The following is a 22,242-nucleotide window of genomic DNA, read 5'->3' on the forward strand; positions in this document are numbered from 1 at the left end:
AGGAGATTTTGCGGCGGGCACTAGGGTCGGTCGCGGGCGGGACTGCGCAGCGCTCTTTCGCGGCTGATCGCGCTGGTGTCAAGGCAGTCCGAAGCGACTGGAAGAAGAATTGGGCTTGCTGTGACGGCGCCATCAGGCCTCCGCCAGCGGGTGCAAATCGCGCACCAGGCTTTTCAGCCGCTCTTCCACGACGTGCGTGTAGATTTGCGTGGTCGAGATGTCGGTGTGGCCGAGCAGGGTCTGCACGATTCGCAGGTCCGCGCCGTTATGCAGCAGGTGGCTTGCGAAGGCATGACGCAGCACGTGCGGCGAGACCAGACGGGGCGCGAGACCGGCCGCCGCCGCGAGTTCCTTCAGCTCGCGCGCAAAATGCTGGCGCGTCAGGTGGCCGCTTTCGCCGAACGACGGAAACAGCCACTTCGGCTGCACTGCTACGGCCTTGTCCGCACCGCGCCGATCGGCCATCGCGGCGAGATAATCGGCCATCGCCTGCCGCGACGCCTCGTTCAGCGGCACCAGCCGTTCCTTGTTACCCTTGCCGCGCACCACGATCATGCGGGCATCGCGCCGCGCGGCCGATAGCGGCAGCGAGACCAGCTCAGACACGCGCAGGCCGGTGGCGTAGAGCACTTCGAGCAGGCAATACAGTCGCGCGGCGCGCAATCGCCGGGCGGGTGAGGCGTCCGGCGTTTCCATCGCGGCTTTCGCGCATGCGAGCAGGCGGTCGACATCCGCTATCGACAGCACTTTCGGCAGGCTCCGTCCGCGCTTCGGACCCGACAGGATGGCCGCGGGATCGTCGCTTCTGATGCGTTCGCTCAGCAGAAAGCGAAACAGATGGCGCATCGCCGACAGACGGCGTGCGACGCTCGATGACTTGAAGCCCCTGACGTCGAGATCGCCGAGATAGTCCCGCAGCGTCTGGGTGCCGGCGGTGACGAAGGTCTGCCCCACGCGCGTGAGGAACGCCGAAAGATCCTCAAGGTCGCGGCGGTAGGCGTCGAGCGTGTTGTCGCCGGCGCCCTGCTCGGCCGCCAGCATGTCGAGGAACAGATTCGTCAGTTTGGCGTCGGAGGTTTTGTCGGTTTTCATGCCGCAAGCGTAGCAGCTATTTCTTGAGAAATTTGTCCGGGTGGATGGTCACGGTCATTTCCCGCGGGGTTGGGTTGACGAAATTCGCCAGCGCGAAAATCACGCCGTAGCCGATCGCGCCGAGCGCCGCGACGACAGTCAGAAAGCGGAGCAGGCTGGGCATTTGCGGTCCCGGGGCGCGATATTAACCTTTGGGGCGAACGCAACGAGTACCAACATGTTCGAAGGCCAGGTGCAAGAGTCTCTGGCAACCCCCTCGACGAGGGTAGTATAGCTGGTGAGGAGGAGCGGTCCAATTCCGACGCAGGCATCAGCGAATGTCCTTATCGGGTGTCGGAATTAGAGGAACCGCTGGAAAGTTAAATCTTGCTCGTGGAGCTTTGGATTTGACATTCGCGTCCGGAAGTCGCGGACGGGGGTGCGAATGTCAAATCCATGTGCAACCGTGTTCCGACAGGTGTCTTTTGACGTCAGAGACCGTTTCACCGGCCGGTGCCGGCACACCCACGGAGGCCGCGATCGTCGCGGCGCTCGGCGGGCGTTCGCTGGTGCTTGTCGGCATGATGGGGGCCGGAAAGTCCACGATCGGGCGGCGTCTGGCGACGCGTCTGGCGATGCGGTTCGTCGACGCCGATGCCGAGATCGAACGCGCTGCCGGAATGTCGATTCCCGAAATTTTCGAAACTCACGGCGAGCCGCATTTCCGCGACGGCGAAGCGCGGGTGATCGCGCGGCTGTTGAGCGGCGGTCCGTTGGTGCTCGCGACCGGCGGCGGTGCCGTGCTGCGCGAGGAGACCCGCGCGCGCATCCGCGAGCGGGCGATCTCGATCTGGCTCAAGGCGGACGCCGAGGTGATCCTGCGCCGGGTTAGGCGCCGCGCCGATCGGCCGCTGCTGCAAACGGCTGATCCCGCCGCGACGATCGGGCGTCTTATCGCCGAGCGCGAGCCCGTCTATCAACTGGCGGATATCATGGTTGTCTCGTGTGACGTGCCGTATGAAAGAATCGTCGATGAATGCATCGACCTGCTTCACGGCAGGCTTTGTCGCGGCGGAACCACGGAGCTGAAACCGCCAGGGGCTCGCGACGAACGACCTGACGAAGGATTTGACACCAAAGGATTTGGCACCACGCGATGAGCGCTCCGCTGAAAAATTCCGACCCGGTCACGGTCGATGTCGCGCTCGGCGACCGATCCTACGACATCGTCATTGGCCGGGGCATCTTGCCGTCGCTCGGCGAACGGATCGCCGCGCTGCGTCCCGGCGCGCGGGTGGCGATCGTCACCGACGAATATGTTGCGACCCATTGGCTGCGCGCGACCGAGGCGTCGCTGCTCGGTGCCGGCATCGCAACCTCGCGGATTGTCGTCGACGAAGGGGAAGTCTCGAAGAGCTACGAGGGCATCGAATTTGTCTGTGAGGAACTGATCAAGGCCAGGATCGAGCGCAACGATCTCGTCGTCGCGCTCGGCGGCGGCGTGGTCGGCGACCTCGCGGGCTTTGCCGCCGCGATCGTCCGCCGCGGCGTGGATTTCGTGCAGGTGCCGACATCGCTGCTGGCCCAGGTGGATTCGTCGGTGGGCGGCAAGACCGGCATCAATTCGCCGCAGGGCAAGAACCTGGTCGGCGCCTTTCATCAGCCGATCCTGGTCGTCGCTGACACCGCGGTTCTGGATACGCTGTCGCCGCGCCAGTTCCGCGCCGGCTACGCCGAGGTCGCCAAATACGGCTTGCTCGGCGATGAGGCGTTTTTCGCGTGGCTGGAAACCAACCATGCGGACATCGTCAAGGGCAGCGCGGCGCGCGAGTCCGCGGTCGCCGCCAGTTGCCGCGCCAAGGCGGCCATCGTCGCCCGCGACGAACGCGAGACCGGCGAGCGTGCGCTGCTCAATCTCGGCCACACCTTCGGCCACGCGCTGGAAACCGCGACCGGATTTTCCGACCGGCTCTATCACGGCGAGGGCGTGTCGATCGGCATGGTACTCGCCGCCGAGCTTTCGGCGCAGCTCGGCATGATCGCGGATGCCGATGTGGCCCGCATCCGGCGGCATCTGGCGACGGCGGGTCTGCCGACGCGCTTGCAGGACATCGCGGGCTTCAGGCAGGAGGGCCTGGCCGACGCGGACGGGCTGATGGCGCTGATGGCGCAGGACAAGAAGGTGAAGCGCGGCCGGCTGACCTTTATCCTGCTGCAGGCGATCGGTCAGGCGGTGGTGTCATCCGATGTCGAACCATCGACGGTGCGCGATTTTCTTGCCCGCAAGCTCGCCGACGCGCCGGCCTAGTGTCCCGATTTCGAAGTTCGCATGTCCTTGCAGCAACCTTTATGATGCGAACTTCGGAATCTAACGACCACTAGCAACATAAGTTGCTGGTGGAGTTTTGAATTTGACACTCGCGTCCGGGACGTACGGCTAGGCGGGTCGCAAATGTCAAATTCATTCCACGAGTTTGGCATGGTCATGGGACCGCAATGAGTTCGACGCTCTTCCAGATACTGCTCGCGGTGCTGCTGCTTGCCGCCAATGCATTCTTCGTTGCTGCCGAATTCGCGCTGGTGAAGAGCCGTGGTTTTCGCGTCAAGGCCATGGTCGAACGCGGCGCGTTCGGCGCGCGGCTGGTGCGCGACATCATGGGCAACATCGAGGCCTATCTCGCCTGCTGCCAGCTCGGCATCACCATGGCCTCGCTCGGCCTCGGCTGGGTCGGCGAGCCGGTGGTGGCGGCGCTGCTCGAACCCCTGCTGCGGCCGTTCGGCATGCCGCAATCGGCGCTGCATTTGATCTCGTTCCTTACGGGATTTCTTGTGTTCTCGTCGCTGCACATCGTGATCGGCGAGCAGGTACCGAAGACGCTGGCGATCCGCCAGCCGGAGCCGGTGTCGCAATGGATCGCCTATCCGCTCCACGCGTCCTATGTCCTGTTCTATCCGCTGAACTGGCTGCTCAATTCGGCCTCGCGCGCCATCCTGCGCGCGCTTCGCGTCAAGGAACTCTCGCAACATGAGGTGTTGAGCGGCGCGGAGATCGAAGGACTGGTCGGCGAATCCGCCGAATACGGTGGAATCGAAAGCGGCGAGGCCGAATACATCCAGAACGTGTTCCGCTTCGGCGATCTCGCGGTGTCGGATGTGATGGTTCACCGCACGGCGATGGTGACGGTCAATGCCGACCTGCCGCCGGAGGAATTGGTGCGCGAGGTGCTGGCCAGCGAATACACCCGCGTTCCGCTCTGGCGCGACAAGCCGGAAAACATCGTCGGCGTGCTCCATGCCAAGGATTTGTTGCGGGCGATCTGCGCCAGCGAAGGCGATATCGCGCGCATCAACGCCAGCGCGCTCGCGTTGCCGCCGTGGTTCGTGCCGGAAATGCGTCCGGTCTCCGATCAGCTCAAGGCGTTTCGCCGCCGCAAGACCCACTTCGCGCTGGTGGTCGACGAATACGGCGAGGTCGAGGGCATGGTGACGCTGGAAGACGTTCTGGAGGAGATCGTCGGCGACATCTCCGACGAGCACGACGTGGTGGTGGCCGGCGTTCGGCAACAGGCCGACGGATCGGTGGTGGTGGACGGTTCGGTGCCGATCCGCGATCTCAACCGCGCCATGGACTGGCATCTTCCAGACGAGGAGGCGACCACGATCGCGGGCCTCGTGATCCACGAGGCACGCTCGATCCCCGAGCGCGGCCAGAATTTTACGTTTCACGGTTTTCGCTTCAGGGTTTTGCGGCGCGAGCGCAACCGCATCACCGCGCTGCGCATTCAGCCGGTGCCGCGCGAAGCGGAGGCGATGGAGAACAGGCCGAGGCGGGCGGGAACGGCGTTCTAGTCTAGAGCGGTTTCGAGCGCAGCATGTCCTCGGGCTTGACCCGAGGATGGATATCGGTTTTGCGATCAGAATACGCGGATCGGATACCGCTTAGCCGGAAAATACTCTAACGGTCCTGTTGCGGTGTGCGAACGTCGGATTGGGATCGCGGAGGCCGACCTGATCACGAATCGGATCTGGCGAGCGCGCGGCTTTTCTTCTTGCCGGCCTTCTTGGCGGGAACCCTGTCCTCAGCGAATTTGACGCCGATCTCGTCGCCATTGACGCGGACGAGCTCGCAGCGGCGAAAGGCGAGGCCGGTCGAGGATAGCAGCAGGAAGAATTCCCTGAGGTTCAGTCCTTCGATCGAATCCTTCACCTGAAGCAACGCGCCGCTGTTCGAGATGTCCAGCAGGGTGCAGGGCCGTTGCCATGTTCCGTCGATCCCCATCATCAGGACGGAGTAGCCGGTGGCGAACGTCACCCGATCCGCTTTTCGGTTGTTCCAGCCCATGGCTCAGATATCCGAAATGGCAACCGCCGTATCCGGCGCATCGGCTTTCCTCGCCGAGCCGCGCGCGGACCAGAACCGGATCGTGCGTTGCGCTGACGACAGCGAGAGTGTGTCGAACACCTCCCGGCCATCATCGAGTTCCTGCCTGGTGAGGGGACGACAATGCGGGCGATTGCGCAGGATCATGTTGGCCGTCGACCAGTCCAGCCGGGAGGCCTTGCAGGCAACGATCAATCCGTCGGGACGGGGATTGGCGATCAGCGGCTCGATCGCTTCGATTTTCACCGAGGTCAACAGCGAGAGCGCGGCAACGATGTGGGTATACTCGCCCTGGGTCGCAAATCGGTTGATGGTCTGATCGCCGAGCTTTCCCGCCCGGTTCAGGGCAAGCACCATCGCCTCCGATTCCGTGTAGTCGATCGGCGCGAGAGCCGGGGCGACGATTTGCTCGACGACCGACTGGATCGCCTCCTGAATCTTCGCTCGCAGCTCCGGCGGCGCGGCCTTGAGCAGGCGGTCGCGAACCGCCGCGCCGGCTCTGGACAGAAGCTCGCGCAGCACCTTGATCGGAATGTCCATCCGCAGTCCGAGCTTCTCGGCGAGCGCGTCGTCTTTTGCGGAGCTTTCGACCAGGGTGGCGTAGCCGAATTCGGAAAAGCGGGCGCCCGTATTCCTGGCCAGTGCGTGGGAGACGTGCGAGTCGCCGCGCTTGAGCAGGACGTCGGTCACGCCCTCGCTCAAGGCGTTCCGGCTTGAAATCGCCAGCAGGTGCTGCGGTCCGCGCAGATTCGCTATCGCGATCAGGTCGCCTTCGGACAGTCTGGCGGACTTTGACAGAACCGGCGCTGCGACGGACACTTCCTGATGATATGCAAGCTGCCGGACGGTCTCCTTCGGAGCATGACTTGATCCCGAAAGTGTGGTGCTGAGTTGCGCCAGCGCGCGCGCCTCCATCTGCTCCGTGAGCCGGACGAGGACGTCGTCGAAGACGCCGATCTGGTTTTCGTTGAGCCGGTCGGCGTCGGACAGGAACAGGTCGGTGACCTGGCGAAGCATCTGGAGCCGACGCTCGGATGTGCCGCCCTTGACCGCACTTTCCAGTTCCACGATGAGCGCCGTTGAGGCTGTTTCGGACATGATGATCCCGCAAGTCAAATCCGAGCGCGCGTAACGCTTCGTTGCGTTCGCGTTTTGCCGTAACGGCGGAGGTATTTCGCTCCGATGTTCTTAGGCGCAGGTTAATATCCGATAAAGCGAACTCGAGATTCTGCAATTGCACGGGTTTCAGCCGTGAGCTTTGGGTAAGCGGGAGGCAGACCGTCGGCGGTATACGTTGGGCGCGGGACTCCGACGAGCCTTGCCGGCCAGCCTCGGACATCCAGGTTTCAGCGATATCCAGTTTCCAACGAAGAGCTTGCGCGCGAGGTCGGCTGTTTCCGTGCCGGCGTGGTGACGTTCAATCGGGAAATCCGAAGGGCGTTGCGCTGCCCCGCGTTCAGCGCCCCTGTTCGCCCGGCGTCAGCGCCCGGATCGCCAGCGCGTGGACGCTGCCCGCCAGTTCCTCCGCCAGCAGCATATTGATCATGCGGTGGCGATCGACCCGGCCCTTCCCTTCGAACGCCCGCGATACAATATTAATTCGGAAATGCGTTCCGCCGCCTGGCCGATGGCCCGCGTGTCCCTCGTGGAGATGTGATTCATCGGCAACGTCGAGGCTCTCTGGCGTGAAAGCTTCGCTTAGCTTCTTTGTGATGCTATCCTTGAGGCTCATGGCGAGCGACTTAACGCCCATCGCTCGCGTCCGTCAATGGAGCGCAAGCCCGACGGAATAAATGCGATGTCAAGACTTGAAGCGTGGAGCATTGCGTAGTCAAACATGGTCATGCCGATCGATGCATCGAAATTCTTCGACAGTATCCGCATCAAGCCCACCCGGGCCGGTGCGAAGCAGCCGCGCGTGCGCGAGGAAGCGGTCGGCTGCGAGTGGCCGGACTGTCAGAACAAGGGATCGCACCGCGCGCCGAAAGGCCGTGGCAACGAGCGCGAGTATTTCCACTTTTGCCTGAACCATGTCCGCGCCTACAACCAGTCCTACAATTTCTTTCAGGGCATGAACGCGGACGCGGTCGCGCGCTATCAGAAGGATGCTCTGACCGGTCACCGCCCGACCTGGAAAATGGGCGCCAACGGCACCAAGGGCAAAGGCAAGACCGGCGACATCGATCTCGAGGGCATGGCCGATCCCTTCAGCGTGTTCGGCGAACTCAATGGCCGTGGAAAGTGGCGTCCCGGTCCGGGGTCGGGGGCCGAAGCCAAACCCGAGACGCGCAAGATCTTCAACGCCGAGCGTAAAGCGCTGCAGGTGATGGGACTCGGCGCCGACGCCACGCTCGAAACCGTCAAGGCGAAATACAAGTTGTTGGTGAAGCAGCATCACCCCGATGCCAACGGCGGCGACCGCTCGACGGAGGATCGCCTGATCGAGATCATCAAGGCGTATAATTACCTGAAGACGGTGGTGCGCGGCGCCTGAGCCGCCATGATCAGGCTTGTCGCTTCACCGGCGCATTGATGCCGCGCCGGCGGCGGACGTACCAGACCACGAGTCCTGCGATCAGTCCGGCGCCAAGAACGGTCGGCAGCCAGTAGTGGCGCACCAGCGCCGCGGGGTGATCGATGCCGCCATAGCGGTGCAGCACCGACACCGCCACTATCCCGGGCAGGATATGGGCCGAAGCCCAGAGGACGATTGCGGCGATATTCACGCCGTAGAAGCGCTGCGGCGGCATCCCCAGCGCGCCGGCCGTCAGCGGCACGAAGGCGCGGACCGGCGCTACGAAGCGGGCGAGGAACACCGCGAGCGTGCCGTAACGATTGAAAAAAGCCTCGCTTTGCGCGACCACGCCGGGATAGCGCGCCAGCGGCCAGGCGCTGAGGATGTCCCGCTGCGAGCGATGCCCGATCCAGAACGCGCTGCCGTCGCCGATGACCGCCCCGATGATAGCGGCCAGCATGACCGGCAGGAATTCCAGCTCGCCGCCGCCGATCAGGGCGCTCAGCGCCAGAATGATCGTCGATCCCGGGATCACCGAACCGAACACCGGGATGGCCTCGAGCAGCGCGGCAAGAAAGACGGTGAGATAGGCGAGCCCGGCGTGGGCGGAGACGAGGCCGGTCAGTTGCGCTACGTAGTCAGTCACGAAATCGTCCTCGCGCAGTTCGCTGACGCCTGAGTCAAATGCCGTCGGTGATCTTCGGTTCAATCGCTTGCCGCAGCAAATTTTGCCCGAACGCGCCCTGATTCGCAGGGCAGCCTTTCAAAATCCGCAGTGTGTGCCTATCTTGATGATATCCCAGCGGAACTTTGATTGTGCGATGGGCTTCTGCCGGCCGCCGCTCTCTGCTAGTTTCGTGTGAGCCCCTCATCCGCAGCCATGCGCAGTTCTGGTTTCGGGAGCGCGCCCCGAACCTCGGAGGATCGATGACGACCGCCGCCATGCCCAAAACTGAAACCCCCGCCGGTTTGCCAGACATGAAGGTGTCGGTCCGGCAGGTGTTCGGGATCGACAGTGATCTCGAAGTCCCCGCCTATTCCGAAGCCGATCCGCATGTGCCCGATGTCGATCCGGACTACCGCTTCGATCGTGCGACCACGCTCGCAATTCTCGCCGGCTTCGCCAGGAACCGTCGCGTCATGGTCACCGGCTATCACGGTACCGGCAAATCGACCCATGTCGAGCAGGTGGCGGCGCGGCTGAACTGGCCCTGCGTGCGCGTCAATCTCGACAGTCACATCAGCCGTATCGATCTCGTCGGCAAGGACGCGATCGTGATCAAGGACGGCAAGCAAATCACCGAATTCCGCGACGGCATCCTGCCGTGGGCCTACCAGAACAATGTGGCGCTGTGCTTTGACGAATACGATGCCGGCCGTCCGGACGTGATGTTCGTGATCCAGCGCGTGCTGGAATCCTCGGGCCGCCTGACGCTGCTCGACCAGAGCCGGGTCATCAAGCCGCATCCGGCGTTCCGCCTGTTCTCGACCGCCAACACCATCGGTCTCGGCGACACGTCGGGCCTCTATCACGGCACCCAGCAGATCAATCAGGCGCAGATGGATCGCTGGAACATCGTCACCACGCTGAACTATCTGCCGCACGACAACGAGGTCGAGATCGTGCTGGCCAAGGCCAAGCACTACCGTACGTCGGCAGGCCGCGACACCGTCGGCAAGATGGTGCGGCTTGCGGATCTTACGCGCAACGCCTTCGCCAACGGCGATCTCTCCACGGTGATGAGCCCGCGCACGGTCATCACCTGGGCGGAGAACGCCGAGATCTTCAACGACCTGGGCTTTGCCTTCCGCGTCACGTTCCTCAACAAGTGCGACGAACTCGAGCGCCCGCTGGTCGCCGAGTTTTATCAGCGCTGCTTCAACGTCGAACTGGCGGAATCGGCGGTCAACGTGGCGCTGAGCTGAGTTTATCTTCGCTCTCCCCCAGGCGCAGCAACTGCTGCGCAGGGTGGGAGAGGGTGCCTTCGCGAAGCGAAGGCGGGTGGGGGTGAGACCCTCGCTCGAAGATACCCCTTCATCCGGCACGGACTTCGTCCGCGCCACCTTCTCCCGAATGGAGAGAAGGAAAACGGCCAACGCATTCATGAGCACCACACCGCCGAGCAACAGGTTCCGTACCGGGCCGAAGGAAGCGCCGAGCGAGCCGTTCAAGCGCGCGGTCGCGTCCTGCCTGCGCGCCATCGCCCGGCAATCCGAACTTGAGGTGACGTTTGCCGCCGAGCGGCCCGGCCTGTCGCCGGGCAAGGCGCGACTGCCGGAGCCCGGGCGCAAAATGAGCAAGCGCGACGCCGCCGTCGTACGGGGGCATGCGGATTCCATCGCGCTGAAGATCGCCTGCCACGATCCGAAGGTGCATCGCAGGCTGATGCCCGGCAATCCGCAGGCGCGCGGCGTGTTCGACGCGGTGGAGCAGGCGCGGGTCGAGGCCGTCGGCTCACGCCGGATGACAGGCGTAGCAAAGAATCTGACGGCGATGCTCGACGACCATTTCCATCGCGGCAAGTATGACGAGATCACCGATCGCGCCGACGCGCCGCTGTCGGATGCGCTGGCGATGATGGTGCGCGAGCGGCTGACCGGTCTGCCGCCGCCCGCCGCCGCGCGCAAGATGGTCGATCTGTGGCGTCCGTTCCTGGAAGACAAGATCGGCACCCGGCTGGATCGGCTCTGCCACCTCACCGAGGATCAGGCGAAGTTCGGCGACGTCGTGCACGACCTGCTGGCGGCGCTCGATCTCGGCGGCGACACCAACGCCGAGGCCGACAAGGACGAGACCCAGGACGACGACCGCGAAAGCGAGAGCGATCAGTCCGGGGCGGAGGGTTCGGCCGACAGCGACGCCGTGCAGGAGATGAGCGCGGATCAGGCGCAGGAGACCACCGACGAGATGTCGGACAGCGCCATGGAAAGCGCGCAGGCTTCTGCCAGCGATAGCTTCGACGATGGCGATCTTGGCGACGACGAGACGCCGGGTGAGGCGACGCGGCCCAACGCCAGGGGCGGCAACGAGCCGCGCGGCCCGGAATATCACGCTTTCGCGCCCAAGTTCGACGAGGTGATCGCGGCGGAGGACCTCTGCGATCATGACGAACTGGAGCGGCTGCGCAGCTATCTCGACAAGCAGCTCGCGCACCTGCAGGGCATCGTGGCGCGGCTCGCCAACCGCCTGCAGCGGCGCCTGATGGCGCAGCAGAACCGCGCCTGGGAGTTCGATCTCGAGGAAGGCATTCTCGATCCGGCACGGCTGGCGCGCGTGGTGATCGATCCCTATCAGCCGCTATCGTTCAAGCACGAGAAGGAGGCGACCTTCCGCGACACCGTGGTGACGCTGCTGCTCGACAATTCCGGTTCGATGCGCGGGCGGCCGATCACGGTGGCCGCGACCTGCGCCGACATTCTGGCGCGAACGCTGGAGCGTTGCGGCGTCAAGGTGGAGATTCTCGGCTTCACGACGCGGGCGTGGAAGGGTGGGCAGTCGCGCGAAGCGTGGCTTGCCGCCGGCAAGCCGGTCGCGCCGGGGCGTCTCAACGATCTCCGCCACATTATTTACAAGTCGGCGGATGCCCCCTGGCGGCGGGCGCGGAAAAACCTCGGGCTGATGATGCGTGAGGGCCTGCTCAAGGAGAACATCGACGGCGAGGCGCTGGACTGGGCGCACAAGCGGCTGCTGGCGCGCGGCGAACAGCGCAAGATTCTGATGATGATCTCGGACGGCGCGCCGGTCGACGATTCCACGCTATCGGTCAATCCCGGCAACTATCTCGAACGCCACCTGCGCTGGGTGATCGAGGAAATCGAGACTCGCTCGCCGGTCGAACTGATCGCGATCGGCATCGGCCACGACGTCACGCGCTATTATCACCGCGCGGTAACCATTGTGGATGCGGAAGAACTCGGCGGCGCCATCACCGAACAGCTTGCCGAACTGTTCAGCGAGACGCACGATCCGCCGGAGCCTCCGGCGCGGCGGCCGCGCAGGCTGCATTCGTAGCGGCAGGTATTTAGAGCGTTTTCGAGCGAAGTGGATACCGGTTCGCGTGAAGAAAACGCTTCAAATCAAAATCATAGAGCCCGCTTCTGATTCCATCAGAAGCGAAAAGGCTCTAGCGGCAAGCCGTCGTCATGCGCGGGCTTGACCCGCGCATCCATCTCATTTTGAAGGATGGATGGCCGGGACATCTGCGCGAAGACGCGCTTCGCGCTTTTGCCCGGCCATGACGGCTTGGGGTAACGGGGGCGTGCAAAAGCGAGTGTCGAGTCAGCCCGGTCGCCGCGCCGTTCTCAAATGGGGCGCAACCATCGCCTCTTTCGCGATTAATCCTGCCGCCCGCGCGCAATTCGCAACGCACCCGCGGAAGCAGCCGGCGCCGGACGAACTAACGCCTCCGGCGCCGGTGTCTATCACCGTCAACGCGCGTCCGATTTCCTCCTTCGATCTGCGCGACCGCTCGCGCACCCGTTTTGGCGCGCTCGCCTTTCGGAGCGGCCTGATCCTGACCTCGTCATTTCGCGGCTTCGGAGGGCTGTCGAGCCTGCGGCTCGACCCGAAAGGGCAACGATTCATTTCCGCCAGCGACAAGGGCACATGGATCACCGGCCGCATCGTCTATGGGGCCAGGGAGATGACCGGGCTCGCCGATGTCGAGGCCGCGCCGATGCTGGGTCACGACGGTAGGCCGATAACCGCGCGCGGCTGGTTCGACACCGAGTCGATCGCGCTCGACGGATCGCTGGTCTATGTCGGCATCGAGCGGGTCAACCGGATCATGCGGTTCGATTTCGGCAAGGGGTTTACGCGGGCGCGCGGCGAGGATGTCGAGGTGCCGCCGGCCATTCGCAAGCTGCCGTTCAACCGGGGGCTGGAGGCGATGGTGGTCGTTCCCTGCGACAGGCCGCTCGGCGGCACGCTGATCGCGATCTCCGAGCGCGGCCTCGACGCCGGCCGCAATATCGTGGCGTTCCTGATCGGCGGGCCGTCGCCGGGCCGGTTCTCCATCCGCCGGACCGACAATTTCGACATCAGCGATGCCTGCCTGCTGCCCTCGGGCGACCTGTTGATCCTCGAACGCAAGTTCTCGCTGATCGGCGGCATCGGCATCCGCATCCGGCGCATCGCGATCAATGCGATCGCGCCCGGCGCGCTGGTCGACGGCCCCTCGCTCTTCGAGGCGGACCTCGGGCAGGAGATCGACAATTTCGAAGGCCTGGATGCGTTCGTGAACGATAACGGCGACATCGTCCTGACGCTGGTGTCCGACGACAACTTTTCGCTGATCCAGCGCACGCTGCTGCTGCAGTTCACACTGGTCGAGGATTGACGCGGCGGCGGCCTCGTGCGTCCGCGCGCGGCCGGTTTCGGGACCGATCCGGATTGCGCGGGCTTAGGCAGCGTTGATATACAGCGCCAGCCGCGGACAGCCTGTTGCTGCGGCGCAAGAGGAGCTGCGGGATCGTTGTCAGTCTTAATGTCTTCGTCCGGCAATTCATCCCGCAAAACCGCCTTCGTGTTCGCGGGCGGCGGCAGTTTCGGCGCCATCCAGGTCGGCATGATGCACGCGCTCGCCGCCCATGGCGTGGTTGCGGACATGGTGGTGGGATCGAGCGTCGGGGCCTTGAACGGCGCCTATTACGCCGGCGTCCCGACCCTCGACGGTGCGAAGCATCTCGCGGACATCTGGCGCGGCTTGCGTCGCGAGGACGTGTTCCCGGTGTCGATCTGGACCCTGCTTGAATTTTTCTGGCGGCGAGATTTTCTCATCTCCCACGATGGCGTGCGCAAATTGATCGACGATCACTTGCCGTACAAGAATCTTGAGGATGCGAAGCTGCCGGTGCATATCGTCACCACCAATATCGTGACCGGCGGCAGCGTCGTGCTGTCGGATGGTCCAGCGGCAGAGGCGATCGTGGCGAGCACGTCGATTCCGGGGGTATTCGCCCCGGTCCTGCACAAGGGCATGTATCTCGCGGACGGCGCGATTTCGAGCAACACGCCGGTCAACGTGGCGATCGAGAAGGGCGCGCGGCGGCTCGTCGTCCTGCCGACCGGGTTCGCCTGCGCGGGCGATGCGCCGCCCAAGGGGGCGGTTGCCAACGTGCTGCACGCCGTGACGCTCTTGATCTCGCGGCAGGTGATCGACGATCTCGAATATATCGACCCCTCGGTCGAATTCCATGTGGTGCCACCGCTGTGCCCGCTGGTCGGCTCGGCCTATGATTTCTCGCGCACCGACGAGCACATCGAGCGGGCGATCAGGAAGACCGAGCAATGGATCGCAGGGGGTGGGCTCGAGCAGCACGGCATTCCCGGCGAAATGCGGCCGCACGCGCATTGAGATTCGATGCGCGCGAGGAGGGATCGCGCCCGGCGGCAATGCACAAATAAGAAATACAAATAACAAATAAGGACGTGCGTCAGACGCACCGCCAGCACTACCAAAAGTAAAGGCCGGGTTCGGGGTGTCCGATCCGGCCTTGCTGTTCTCGGTGGCGGCGATGAGTTCGAGCGAACCACAAGCGCGCCGTTATCAGCCCGCGTTGGCGGCCTGCTTCTTTTCGATCCGGCGCTTGATCTCGATCGCTTTTGGCGACAGCTCCGCGTTCTTCGCCTTCAGCAGGAAGGCATCGAAACCGCCGCGATGGTCCACGCTCTTCAGCGCATGGGTCGACACCCGCAGCCGCACCGGGCTGGCCAGCGCTTCGGACAGGAAGGTGACGTTCACCAAGTTCGGCAGGAAGCGCCGCTTGGTCTTGATGTTGGAATGGCTGACCTTGTGGCCCACCATGGGAGCCTTGGCCGTCAGTTCGCAGCGCCGGGACATGGCGAAAATCCTCTGTCGTCCCGAGCAATCGGCCCTTAAGAGCAGGCTCGGGGTTCGAAAATCGTGTCCATTTCAGGAACCGCGGATGTATAGGAGGAGTGCGGCGGGGCGTCAAGGCATGGACAGCCGTAGTCGGGTTGTTTGCGGCGCAAAATCAACGCCAACTGCTTCATTCCGGCCCGTTTTCGACGAACCGCCGTCCGGTCCCTTCATCATATAAAGGGCGCAATCCGTACTGACATCATGGCGTTCGATCGGCCGTGCGCCCGGCGGGGCTTGGTTGGAGAGCCGGATTAGCCAGTGCGCGAGCCGGAGAGGCGACCATATGGGTTTGACGCGCTCGCCGACCTGCTGCGGTTACTCATATGCGATTTCCGCTTAGATTGAGTCTCTATAATCGGCCGCCACAAGACAATGACCCGCAAGCCTGATTATAAAGCCGCGTGAGCCCGAACCGTGACGTGCAGGACCACCCTTTAAGTGAGCTTCTCCCGAATGACGTTGCCCCGGTCGATGCTCGCTTCGCTTCGGACCCTGGCTGGCGCATCGCTCGCACTCCTTGCCGCGATGTTGGCGATGACGGGTCCGGCAGCCGCGCAGGGCAAGCTCGAAGCTCACTATGACGTCACCCTGGCCGGGATTCTTGTCGGCACCGGCACCTGGGCGGTCGACATCCTCGATGATCAGTATTCGGCCGCGGCAGACGGCGGCGCCACCGGAATTCTCAAGGCGTTTGCTCATGGCACCGGCACTGGCACCTCGCAGGGCCGCGTCGTCAACGGCGCGCTGGTTCCCGCGAACTATACCGCGACCATCTCGTCGTCGAAGAAGTCCGAGACCATTCGCATGTCGCTGGCCGGCGGCAATGTGAAGGATTTCGTCATCGAGCCGACCCCGCCGGTCGATGCCAAGCGCATTCCGGTCACCGATGCGCACAAGCGCGGCGTGTTCGATCCGATGAGCGCAACGCTGCTGCGGGTGCCCGGCACCGCCGATCCGCTCGGTCCGGAAGCCTGTCACGCTACGACCGGGATCTTCGACGGCCGCATGCGCTACGACCTGCGCCTCGACTTCAAGCGCATGGAAACGGTGAAGTCTGAAAAGGGCTATCATGGCCCGGTCGTGGTCTGCTCGATCTATTTCTCGCCGATCTCCGGCTACGTCCCCGACCGTTTCGCGATCAAATATCTCGCCGCTCAGCGCAACATGGAACTCTGGCTGGCGCCGATCGCCGGCACGCGCGTTGTGGTACCCTATCGCCTGACGATTCCGACACCGCTCGGCATAGGCAAGCTGGAAGCGACCCAGTTCATCACGACCGCCATGCCGCCGCGCGCCGCTGCCAAGGCCCATTAGCCGCGGGTTTCGGCGCTCGTGGTCGGCTTCGTGCACTGCTTTGAGTTTGGGAATCCTGTTGACTCCTGCTGCATGATCATGCGTCCGGTGGATTCATAATTTAGGAGAAATAACCGCTCTTGTTGATGTCGTCGGAACTTGATCTAGTGCCGCCTGTCGATCCGAACGCGAGATATTGCGGTGAACGAAGCCGGAGATATCGGGAGTCAGCGATTCGGGCGCGATTCGTTCCGGACTCGTTCCAAAGCTTAAGCCGCGGCCCTGCAAGCGTCGCATTGTGAAACACATCTGATCGCCAGCGCCGCGAAAACCCTCGGAACACATGGCCTTTTCGTCTTCGATATCCCCGCCCGGCAACGGTCGCGCGCCCGGTACGGGCGTGACGGCGGTGCTCGGTCCGACCAACACCGGCAAGACCCATCTCGCGATCGAGCGGATGCTGGCGCATTCCTCCGGCATCATCGGCCTGCCGCTGCGGCTGCTTGCCCGCGAGGTCTACAACAAGATTGCCGACCGCGCCGGCCCGGACTCCGTCGCGCTGATCACCGGCGAGGAGAAGATCAAGCCGGCGCGGCCGCGCTTCTGGGTTTCGACTGTGGAAGCGATGCCGCGCGACCTCGACGTCTCGTTCCTCGCCGTCGACGAAATCCAGATCAGTGCCGATCTCGAGCGCGGCCACGTTTTCACCGATCGCATTCTGCACCGGCGCGGCCGCGACGAGACGCTGCTGCTCGGCGCCGCGACCATGCGTCCGATCATCGAGCGGCTGCTGCCGGGCGCGAGCATCGTCACCCGCCCCCGGCTGTCGCAGCTTGAGTTCGCCGGCGACCGCAAGATCACCCGACAGCCGCGCCGCACCGCGATCGTCGCGTTTTCGGCGGACGAAGTCTACGCCATCGCCGAACTGATCCGCCGCCAGCACGGCGGCGCGGCGGTGGTGCTGGGATCGCTGTCGCCGCGCACCCGCAACGCGCAGGTCGCGATGTTCCAGTCCGGCGACGTCGATTATCTCGTCGCCACCGACGCGGTCGGCATGGGCCTTAATCTCGACGTCGATCACGTCGCCTTCGCCTCCGACCGCAAATACGACGGCTACCAGTTTCGCAGGCTGACGCCGGCGGAGTTCGCGCAAGTTGCCGGCCGCGCCGGCCGCGCCACCCGCAACGGCACCTTCGGCACCACCGGGCGCTGCGCGCCGTTCGAGCCCGAACTCGTGAATGCGCTGCAGAACCACACGTTTGAGGCCGTCAAGACGCTGCAGTGGCGCAACTCCGATCTCGATTTCTCCTCGCTCGGCGCGCTGCAGGTGTCGCTGGCGCTGACACCCCCGCACGAGGCGCTGACCCGCGCGCCGATCGCCGAGGACCTGCGCGTGCTCGATCACGCCGCGCGCGATGTCGACGTGCGCGCCATGGCGCATGGCGCGGCGGCGGTGGAGCGGTTATGGGATGCCTGCCAGATTCCGGACTATCGCAAGATCGCGCCGGCCGCCCACGCCGAACTGGTCACGACACTGTTCGGTTTCCTGATGCGGAAGGGCCGGGTTCCTGACGACTGGTTCGCGGCCCAGATAGCCCAGGCCGACCGCATCGACGGCGGTATCGACACCCTGTCGGGGCGGATTGCGCAAATTCGGACCTGGACCTTTGTTGCCAATCGCCCCGACTGGCTGGCCGATCCCGAGCACTGGCAGGGAATTTCGCGCCAAGTCGAAAATAAATTGTCAGATGCGCTGCACCAAAGGCTCACGGAGCGTTTCGTTGACCGTCGGACCAGTGTATTGATGCGCCGCCTGCGGGAAAACACGATGTTGGATACGGAAATTGGCAAGACCGGCGAAGTGATCGTAGAGGGCCATGTGATCGGCCGTCTCGACGGATTTACTTTCGCGCCGGATGCGGCAGAGGCCGGCTCGGAGGCCAAGGCCTTGCAGGCGGTCGCGCAAAAGGCGCTGGCCGGCGAAATCGAGGCGCGCGCCGAAAAACTGTCCGGCGCACCGGACGATCAGTTCGTGCTGACCTCGGACGGCACCATTCGCTGGACCGGTGATGCCGTGGCGCGACTGGCCGCCGCGGACGACGTGCTGCATCCGCGGCTGCGGATCATTTCCGATGAACGGCTGACCGGTGCACCGCGCGATGCGGTACAGGCGCGGCTCGATCTGTGGCTGAAGACCCATATCGAAAAGCTGCTCGGGCCGCTGTTCGAGTTGTCCAAGGCGGAGGATGTGACCGGCATCGCGCGCGGCATTGCATTCCAGTTGATCGAGGCGCTCGGCGTGCTGGAGCGCTCGAGGATCGCCGCCGAAATGAAAGATCTCGATCAGCCGTCGCGCGCCAGCTTGCGCAAGTACGGCGTGCGCTTCGGTGCCTACCACATCTACTTCCCGGCGCTTCTGAAACCGGCGGCGCGGTCGCTGGCCTCGCTGTTGTGGGCACAGAAGCAGGACAACTGCGATCTGTCGGCGTTGTCGAGCGCGCAGCATCTGGCAGGCAGCGGCCGCACCTCATTCCCGGCCGACAAGCTGCTCGATCGCGACGCCTATCGTACCCTCGGCTATCGGCAATGCGGCGAGCGGGCCGTCCGCGTCGACATCCTCGAAAGGCTGGCCGATCTGATCCGTCCGGCGCTTGCTTGGCGGGAAGGGGCGCCCGGCGAAAAACCGGCCGGCGCATTCGATGGCCGCGGGTTCGTCGTGACCCAGGCCATGACATCGCTCGCAGGCACCGCCGGCGAGGATTTTGCCTCCATCCTGCGCGCGCTCGGCTACCGCATGGAGCAGTGCCTGCCCCCGCCCGTTACAGAGACCGGTCCTGCGCCGGATGCCGCCGCGGAAACGGTTTCCGCCGAAGCGCCGGAGAGCACGCCGCCGGGATCGGCCGCGCCGGACGCCATGCCCGAGGGGCAGGAACCTGCGCCGGATAGCGCGGTTGCGCCCGATGCTGGATCGGCTGAACCGGCGTCTGCCGCGGATGCGGGTTCATCGGACGATACCGCCACGGCTACCGAAGTCTTGGCGACCGAAGCCTTGGCTGAGGTGGTCGAGGAAACGTCGCCGTCGGCGGTGTCACCGCCCGACATCGCAGACTCGGCGGCTTCCGACGATGCCGTCGAAACCGCACCCGCCGATGCCACGCCGGATCAGTCCGTGCCGGCCGATGCCGAGGGTGTGGCATCCGCCGAGATTGCCGCAGCGGATGCCTCGTCGGCTCATGCTACGGACGCAGCGCCCGCAACCGTCGAGGTTTGGCGGCCGGGCGGCCGGCCCGCCGATCGGCGTCCGCGCCACGACCGCAGCCGTCATCGCCGGCAACAGCCTCGGCAGGATGGTGCGCAACCGGCGGTCGCGGACGGCGAAGCGGGCGAGGGGGCGCAGAAGCGCGAGCGACATGGGCGGGGGCGGCGCGAGCGTCAAAAGGAGGCTCGTCGGCCCTCCACTGGTGTGGCCGCCGAAGGCGCGTCCGCCGGGAGCGAGAGCGCGCCCGGCCGTGAGCTGCGCGAGGGCAAGGGGCGTCCGCAGCGCGATCCCTTCCAGGGCAAAGGCAAAAACAGGGACAGGGATCAGGACAAGGGCCGGTTCCAGGGCTCACGCAAGGGCGGCCGCGAGGGACGTCCGGACGCCGGACCGTCGCACCGCCCCTACGCCAGCAGCGCGCCGCGTGAGCGCGAGCGTCCGATGGACCCGAATTCGCCGTTTGCGAAACTGGCCGCGCTCAGGGAGCAGCTTGCTGGCCGCAAGGACTGAGGCGGGGCGAACGATCCGGTGTCTCGCGGGTTGGTTCGCTATTGATGTGACTTGGTTGGGTGTCTTGTTTGGTGTGTCTTGGAGCGCCAGCGTCTCGACAAATGGTTATGGCACGCGCGGGTGGTCAAGGCCCGGACCCATGCTGCGGCACTGGTCGAGGCCGGCCATGTCCGCATCAACGGCATCCGCGAGAAATCTCCGGGGCATCCGCTCAAGGTCGATGACGTGCTCACGATCGGACTGGACCGTTGCGTCCGTATTCTCAGGGTCACCGGATTTTCTGAACGGCGCAGTAACGCGGCCGACGCAAAAGCGCTCTATGACGATGTGTCGGATGCTGCCGGCAGAAGCTAGAGCGCTTTCCGTTCTGACGGAATCAAAGCCGCGCTCTGGCTTTTTGTTTTGACGCGTTTTCTTGACGCGAACCGGTACCCATCCTCGGGTCAAGCCCGAGGACATGCTGCGCTCGAAAACGCTATAGCAGTCGCTGTGATAGTCATAGCCCTGCACAGGTACGTGTCTGCACCGCTTGCGGCAGCGCTGTTCCTGCGCTAGGCCAGCCTGCAAAACTCATCCTGCTGGAGCCCTGGATGACTTACGTCGTCAACGATGCCTGCATCAAATGCAAATATACCGACTGTGTTGAAGTTTGCCCTGTCGATTGCTTCTACGAAGGCGAGAACATGCTCGTCATTCATCCGGATGAGTGCATCGATTGCGGTGTCTGCGAACCGGAATGCCCGGCCGAGGCCATCAAGCCGGACTCCGAGCCGGGGCTGGAGAAGTGGCTTGAATTGAATGCGGATTACGCCAAAAGCTGGCCCAACCTTACGCAGAAAAAGGACGCTCCGCCGGACGCCAAGGAATTTGAGGGTCAGGAAGGGAAATTCGAGAAATATTTTTCTCCAAATCCCGGTACCGGAGACTGATTTCGACGGCATTCGACGCGTGCCGGGGCCAAGACCGATGCCCGGCTTTTAACCCTGTTTGCCACCAGGGTCGCCAAAAGCCCGCCGTCCGCGGGCTGTTGGGTATAAATCATTGATTTTTGCGGAAAATGTGCTATATTGAGCACGTTTTCGAAGCTGGACTATGTTTTACCCGCTTCTGGCCCGGAAGGGTTCCCGTGAAAACATCCAACAGGGCGTGGCATGTCCACGCGCAGGCTGTGTCACAGAAAACGCGTAAAAAGAATACATCCAGGGCGTCTGCGGCTAGCCGCGGCGCAAAAAGAACTCGTGCCCGGACTGCCACCCGGGTCACCCGAACGGCTGCTAAGGGCTCGGCCGCAAAATCCTCAAGAACTAAAAGAGGCGAGATGCCAAGCAAGACTGCCAGAATTCCCGCCAAAGCCACTGCTTCGAAGACCGCCGCTTCGAAGACCGCTGCTGCCTCGAAGGCAGGTTCCAGAACCGCGACCAGGCCGGCTGCAAAACCCGCATCGAAAACTGCGGTGGCCGGCAAGTCTGCCGTCAAGGCTGGCGCGCCCCGTGTCGATGAACCGAAGAAGGTTCTGACCCAGCGCCAGGGGTTCAGGACCAACGAGTTCGTGGTCTATCCGGCGCATGGCGTCGGTCAGATTCTGGCGATCGAAGAACAGGAGATCGCGGGCGCCAGGCTCGAACTGTTCGTCATCAATTTCATGAAGGACAAGATGACCCTGCGGGTGCCGACTGCGAAGATCGCGAATGTCGGCATGCGCAAGCTGTCGGAGCCGGGGTTGGTCAAGCGGGCGCTCGAAACGTTGAAGGGCCGTGCGCGCATCAAGCGCACCATGTGGTCGCGGCGTGCGCAGGAATATGAAGCCAAGATCAATTCGGGGGACATCGTTGCGATCGCCGAAGTGGTCCGCGATCTCTATCGCTCGGAATCGCAGCCGGAGCAATCCTACAGCGAACGTCAGCTCTACGAAGCCGCGCTCGATCGCCTGTCGCGCGAGATCGCCGTCGTCCAGCACGTGACGGAAACCGAGGCGGTCAAGGAAATCGAAGGGCAGCTCGCCAAGAGCCCGCGCCGCGGCGCCAAGGCGGAGTCGGACGCCGAGACCGATGCCGACGCCGATGGCGACGACGCGACGGTGGCCGATGAAGCTGCGTAGCCGGGTTTTGGCGGACAAAGGACAAAAAAGCCCGGCCGAAAGGCTGGGCTTTTTGCTGTCGTCGTTTTCCTGAAGCAATTGTCCTGATGCGCAACTGTCCATCTGCGCGGACGGGTATTGCAGTAAACTGACTTATCATTTCGTTGACCAGCAAGCCTGGAGCTATTCCGGCTTTGATTCCATCAAAGTCGGAATAGCTCCAGTTTCTAATGCGTTTTCTTGACGCGAACCGGT

20 protein-coding genes are annotated in these 22,242 nt (G+C 63.9%); 13 read left to right on the plus strand and 7 right to left on the minus strand.

Going from position 1 to position 22,242, the window contains the following annotated elements; translation table 11 throughout:
* Window positions 1-132: 132 nt before the first annotated feature.
* Together xerD and NHAM_RS02530 are read right to left on the minus strand one after the other, a co-directional pair.
* Complete coding sequence (gene xerD / locus NHAM_RS02525) at window positions 133-1,092, minus strand: site-specific tyrosine recombinase XerD (protein ID WP_011509082.1); 960 nt, start codon at window positions 1,090-1,092, stop codon at window positions 133-135.
* Window positions 1,093-1,108: 16 nt separating this feature from the next.
* Window positions 1,109-1,255, minus strand: a complete 147-nt coding sequence (locus NHAM_RS02530; protein ID WP_011509083.1) for a hypothetical protein — start codon at window positions 1,253-1,255, stop codon at window positions 1,109-1,111.
* Window positions 1,256-1,556: 301 nt separating this feature from the next.
* Between NHAM_RS02530 and NHAM_RS02535 the strand changes: the two genes are divergently transcribed.
* The 3 genes from NHAM_RS02535 (at window position 1,557) to NHAM_RS02545 (ending at window position 4,920) form a co-directional block, all read left to right on the plus strand.
* Complete coding sequence (locus NHAM_RS02535; RefSeq protein WP_011509084.1) at window positions 1,557-2,231, plus strand: shikimate kinase; 675 nt, start codon at window positions 1,557-1,559, stop codon at window positions 2,229-2,231.
* Window positions 2,228-3,379 carry a 3-dehydroquinate synthase gene (gene aroB / locus NHAM_RS02540; protein WP_011509085.1) on the plus strand — a complete coding sequence of 384 codons (1,152 nt, stop codon included), beginning with the start codon at window positions 2,228-2,230 and terminating at the stop codon, window positions 3,377-3,379. Before NHAM_RS02535 ends, aroB begins: the two co-directional genes overlap by 4 nt.
* Window positions 3,380-3,567: 188 nt before the next feature.
* Entirely contained in the window at window positions 3,568-4,920 is a 1,353-nt protein-coding gene (locus NHAM_RS02545) for a hemolysin family protein (RefSeq protein ID WP_011509086.1), read from the plus strand.
* A gap of 163 nt (window positions 4,921-5,083) precedes the next feature.
* On the opposite strand, the gene NHAM_RS02550 is transcribed toward NHAM_RS02545, so the two are convergent.
* From NHAM_RS02550 to NHAM_RS02560, 3 genes are all read right to left on the minus strand, one after another.
* Window positions 5,084-5,413, minus strand: a complete 330-nt coding sequence (locus NHAM_RS02550) for a PilZ domain-containing protein (RefSeq protein ID WP_011509087.1) — start codon at window positions 5,411-5,413, stop codon at window positions 5,084-5,086.
* 3 nt (window positions 5,414-5,416) lie between these two features.
* Entirely contained in the window at window positions 5,417-6,550 is a 1,134-nt protein-coding gene (locus NHAM_RS02555) for a DUF2336 domain-containing protein (protein WP_011509088.1), read from the minus strand.
* A gap of 358 nt (window positions 6,551-6,908) precedes the next feature.
* A complete protein-coding gene (locus NHAM_RS02560) occupies window positions 6,909-7,184 on the minus strand; it encodes a BolA family protein (protein WP_041358641.1) in 276 nt (91 codons plus the stop codon).
* Between the two features lie 111 nt (window positions 7,185-7,295).
* On the opposite strand from NHAM_RS02560, the gene NHAM_RS02565 reads away from it, so the two are divergent.
* The gene (locus NHAM_RS02565) at window positions 7,296-7,946 is read left to right on the plus strand and encodes a J domain-containing protein (protein ID WP_041358643.1); all 651 of its coding nucleotides are present in this window, start codon (window positions 7,296-7,298) and stop codon (window positions 7,944-7,946) included.
* Window positions 7,947-7,956: 10 nt separating this feature from the next.
* On the opposite strand, the gene NHAM_RS02570 is transcribed toward NHAM_RS02565, so the two are convergent.
* Window positions 7,957-8,613: a DedA family protein gene (locus NHAM_RS02570; RefSeq protein WP_041357616.1), complete on the minus strand. Its 657-nt coding sequence runs from the start codon at window positions 8,611-8,613 to the stop codon at window positions 7,957-7,959.
* A 281-nt stretch (window positions 8,614-8,894) separates the two neighbouring features.
* Here NHAM_RS02570 and cobS point away from each other — a divergent pair, with 281 nt between their 5' ends.
* The 4 genes from cobS to NHAM_RS02595 all read left to right on the plus strand — a co-directional run bounded on the left by cobS (window position 8,895) and on the right by NHAM_RS02595 (window position 14,323).
* Window positions 8,895-9,893, plus strand: coding sequence for a cobaltochelatase subunit CobS (gene cobS / locus NHAM_RS02580; RefSeq protein ID WP_011509092.1), 999 nt, complete (start codon window positions 8,895-8,897; stop codon window positions 9,891-9,893).
* 178 nt (window positions 9,894-10,071) lie between these two features.
* A complete protein-coding gene (gene cobT, locus NHAM_RS02585; protein ID WP_041358645.1) occupies window positions 10,072-11,979 on the plus strand; it encodes a cobaltochelatase subunit CobT in 1,908 nt (635 codons plus the stop codon).
* Window positions 11,980-12,238: 259 nt separating this feature from the next.
* A complete protein-coding gene (locus NHAM_RS02590; RefSeq protein WP_041358646.1) occupies window positions 12,239-13,306 on the plus strand; it encodes an esterase-like activity of phytase family protein in 1,068 nt (355 codons plus the stop codon).
* A gap of 147 nt (window positions 13,307-13,453) precedes the next feature.
* Window positions 13,454-14,323, plus strand: a complete 870-nt coding sequence (locus NHAM_RS02595) for a patatin-like phospholipase family protein (RefSeq protein ID WP_041357619.1) — start codon at window positions 13,454-13,456, stop codon at window positions 14,321-14,323.
* Between the two features lie 192 nt (window positions 14,324-14,515).
* On the opposite strand, the gene rpmB is transcribed toward NHAM_RS02595, so the two are convergent.
* The gene (gene rpmB / locus NHAM_RS02600) at window positions 14,516-14,809 is read right to left on the minus strand and encodes a 50S ribosomal protein L28 (RefSeq protein ID WP_011509096.1); all 294 of its coding nucleotides are present in this window, start codon (window positions 14,807-14,809) and stop codon (window positions 14,516-14,518) included.
* Between the two features lie 495 nt (window positions 14,810-15,304).
* On the opposite strand from rpmB, the gene NHAM_RS02605 reads away from it, so the two are divergent.
* The 5 genes from NHAM_RS02605 to NHAM_RS24420 all read left to right on the plus strand — a co-directional run bounded on the left by NHAM_RS02605 (window position 15,305) and on the right by NHAM_RS24420 (window position 22,008).
* Complete coding sequence (locus NHAM_RS02605; RefSeq protein ID WP_011509097.1) at window positions 15,305-16,165, plus strand: DUF3108 domain-containing protein; 861 nt, start codon at window positions 15,305-15,307, stop codon at window positions 16,163-16,165.
* A 322-nt stretch (window positions 16,166-16,487) separates the two neighbouring features.
* Complete coding sequence (locus tag NHAM_RS02610) at window positions 16,488-19,910, plus strand: helicase-related protein (protein WP_011509098.1); 3,423 nt, start codon at window positions 16,488-16,490, stop codon at window positions 19,908-19,910.
* A gap of 78 nt (window positions 19,911-19,988) precedes the next feature.
* Window positions 19,989-20,264 carry an RNA-binding S4 domain-containing protein gene (locus tag NHAM_RS02615; protein WP_011509099.1) on the plus strand — a complete coding sequence of 92 codons (276 nt, stop codon included), beginning with the start codon at window positions 19,989-19,991 and terminating at the stop codon, window positions 20,262-20,264.
* Between the two features lie 236 nt (window positions 20,265-20,500).
* Window positions 20,501-20,839 (plus strand): ferredoxin FdxA, encoded by a 339-nt coding sequence (gene fdxA / locus NHAM_RS02620; RefSeq protein ID WP_011509100.1) that lies wholly within the window; start codon window positions 20,501-20,503, stop codon window positions 20,837-20,839.
* Window positions 20,840-21,228: 389 nt separating this feature from the next.
* Entirely contained in the window at window positions 21,229-22,008 is a 780-nt protein-coding gene (locus tag NHAM_RS24420) for a CarD family transcriptional regulator (RefSeq protein ID WP_011509101.1), read from the plus strand.
* Window positions 22,009-22,242: the final 234 nt, after the last annotated feature.

It is taken from the genome of Nitrobacter hamburgensis X14, assembly GCF_000013885.1.
GTDB classification, from domain to species: domain Bacteria; phylum Pseudomonadota; class Alphaproteobacteria; order Rhizobiales; family Xanthobacteraceae; genus Nitrobacter; species Nitrobacter hamburgensis.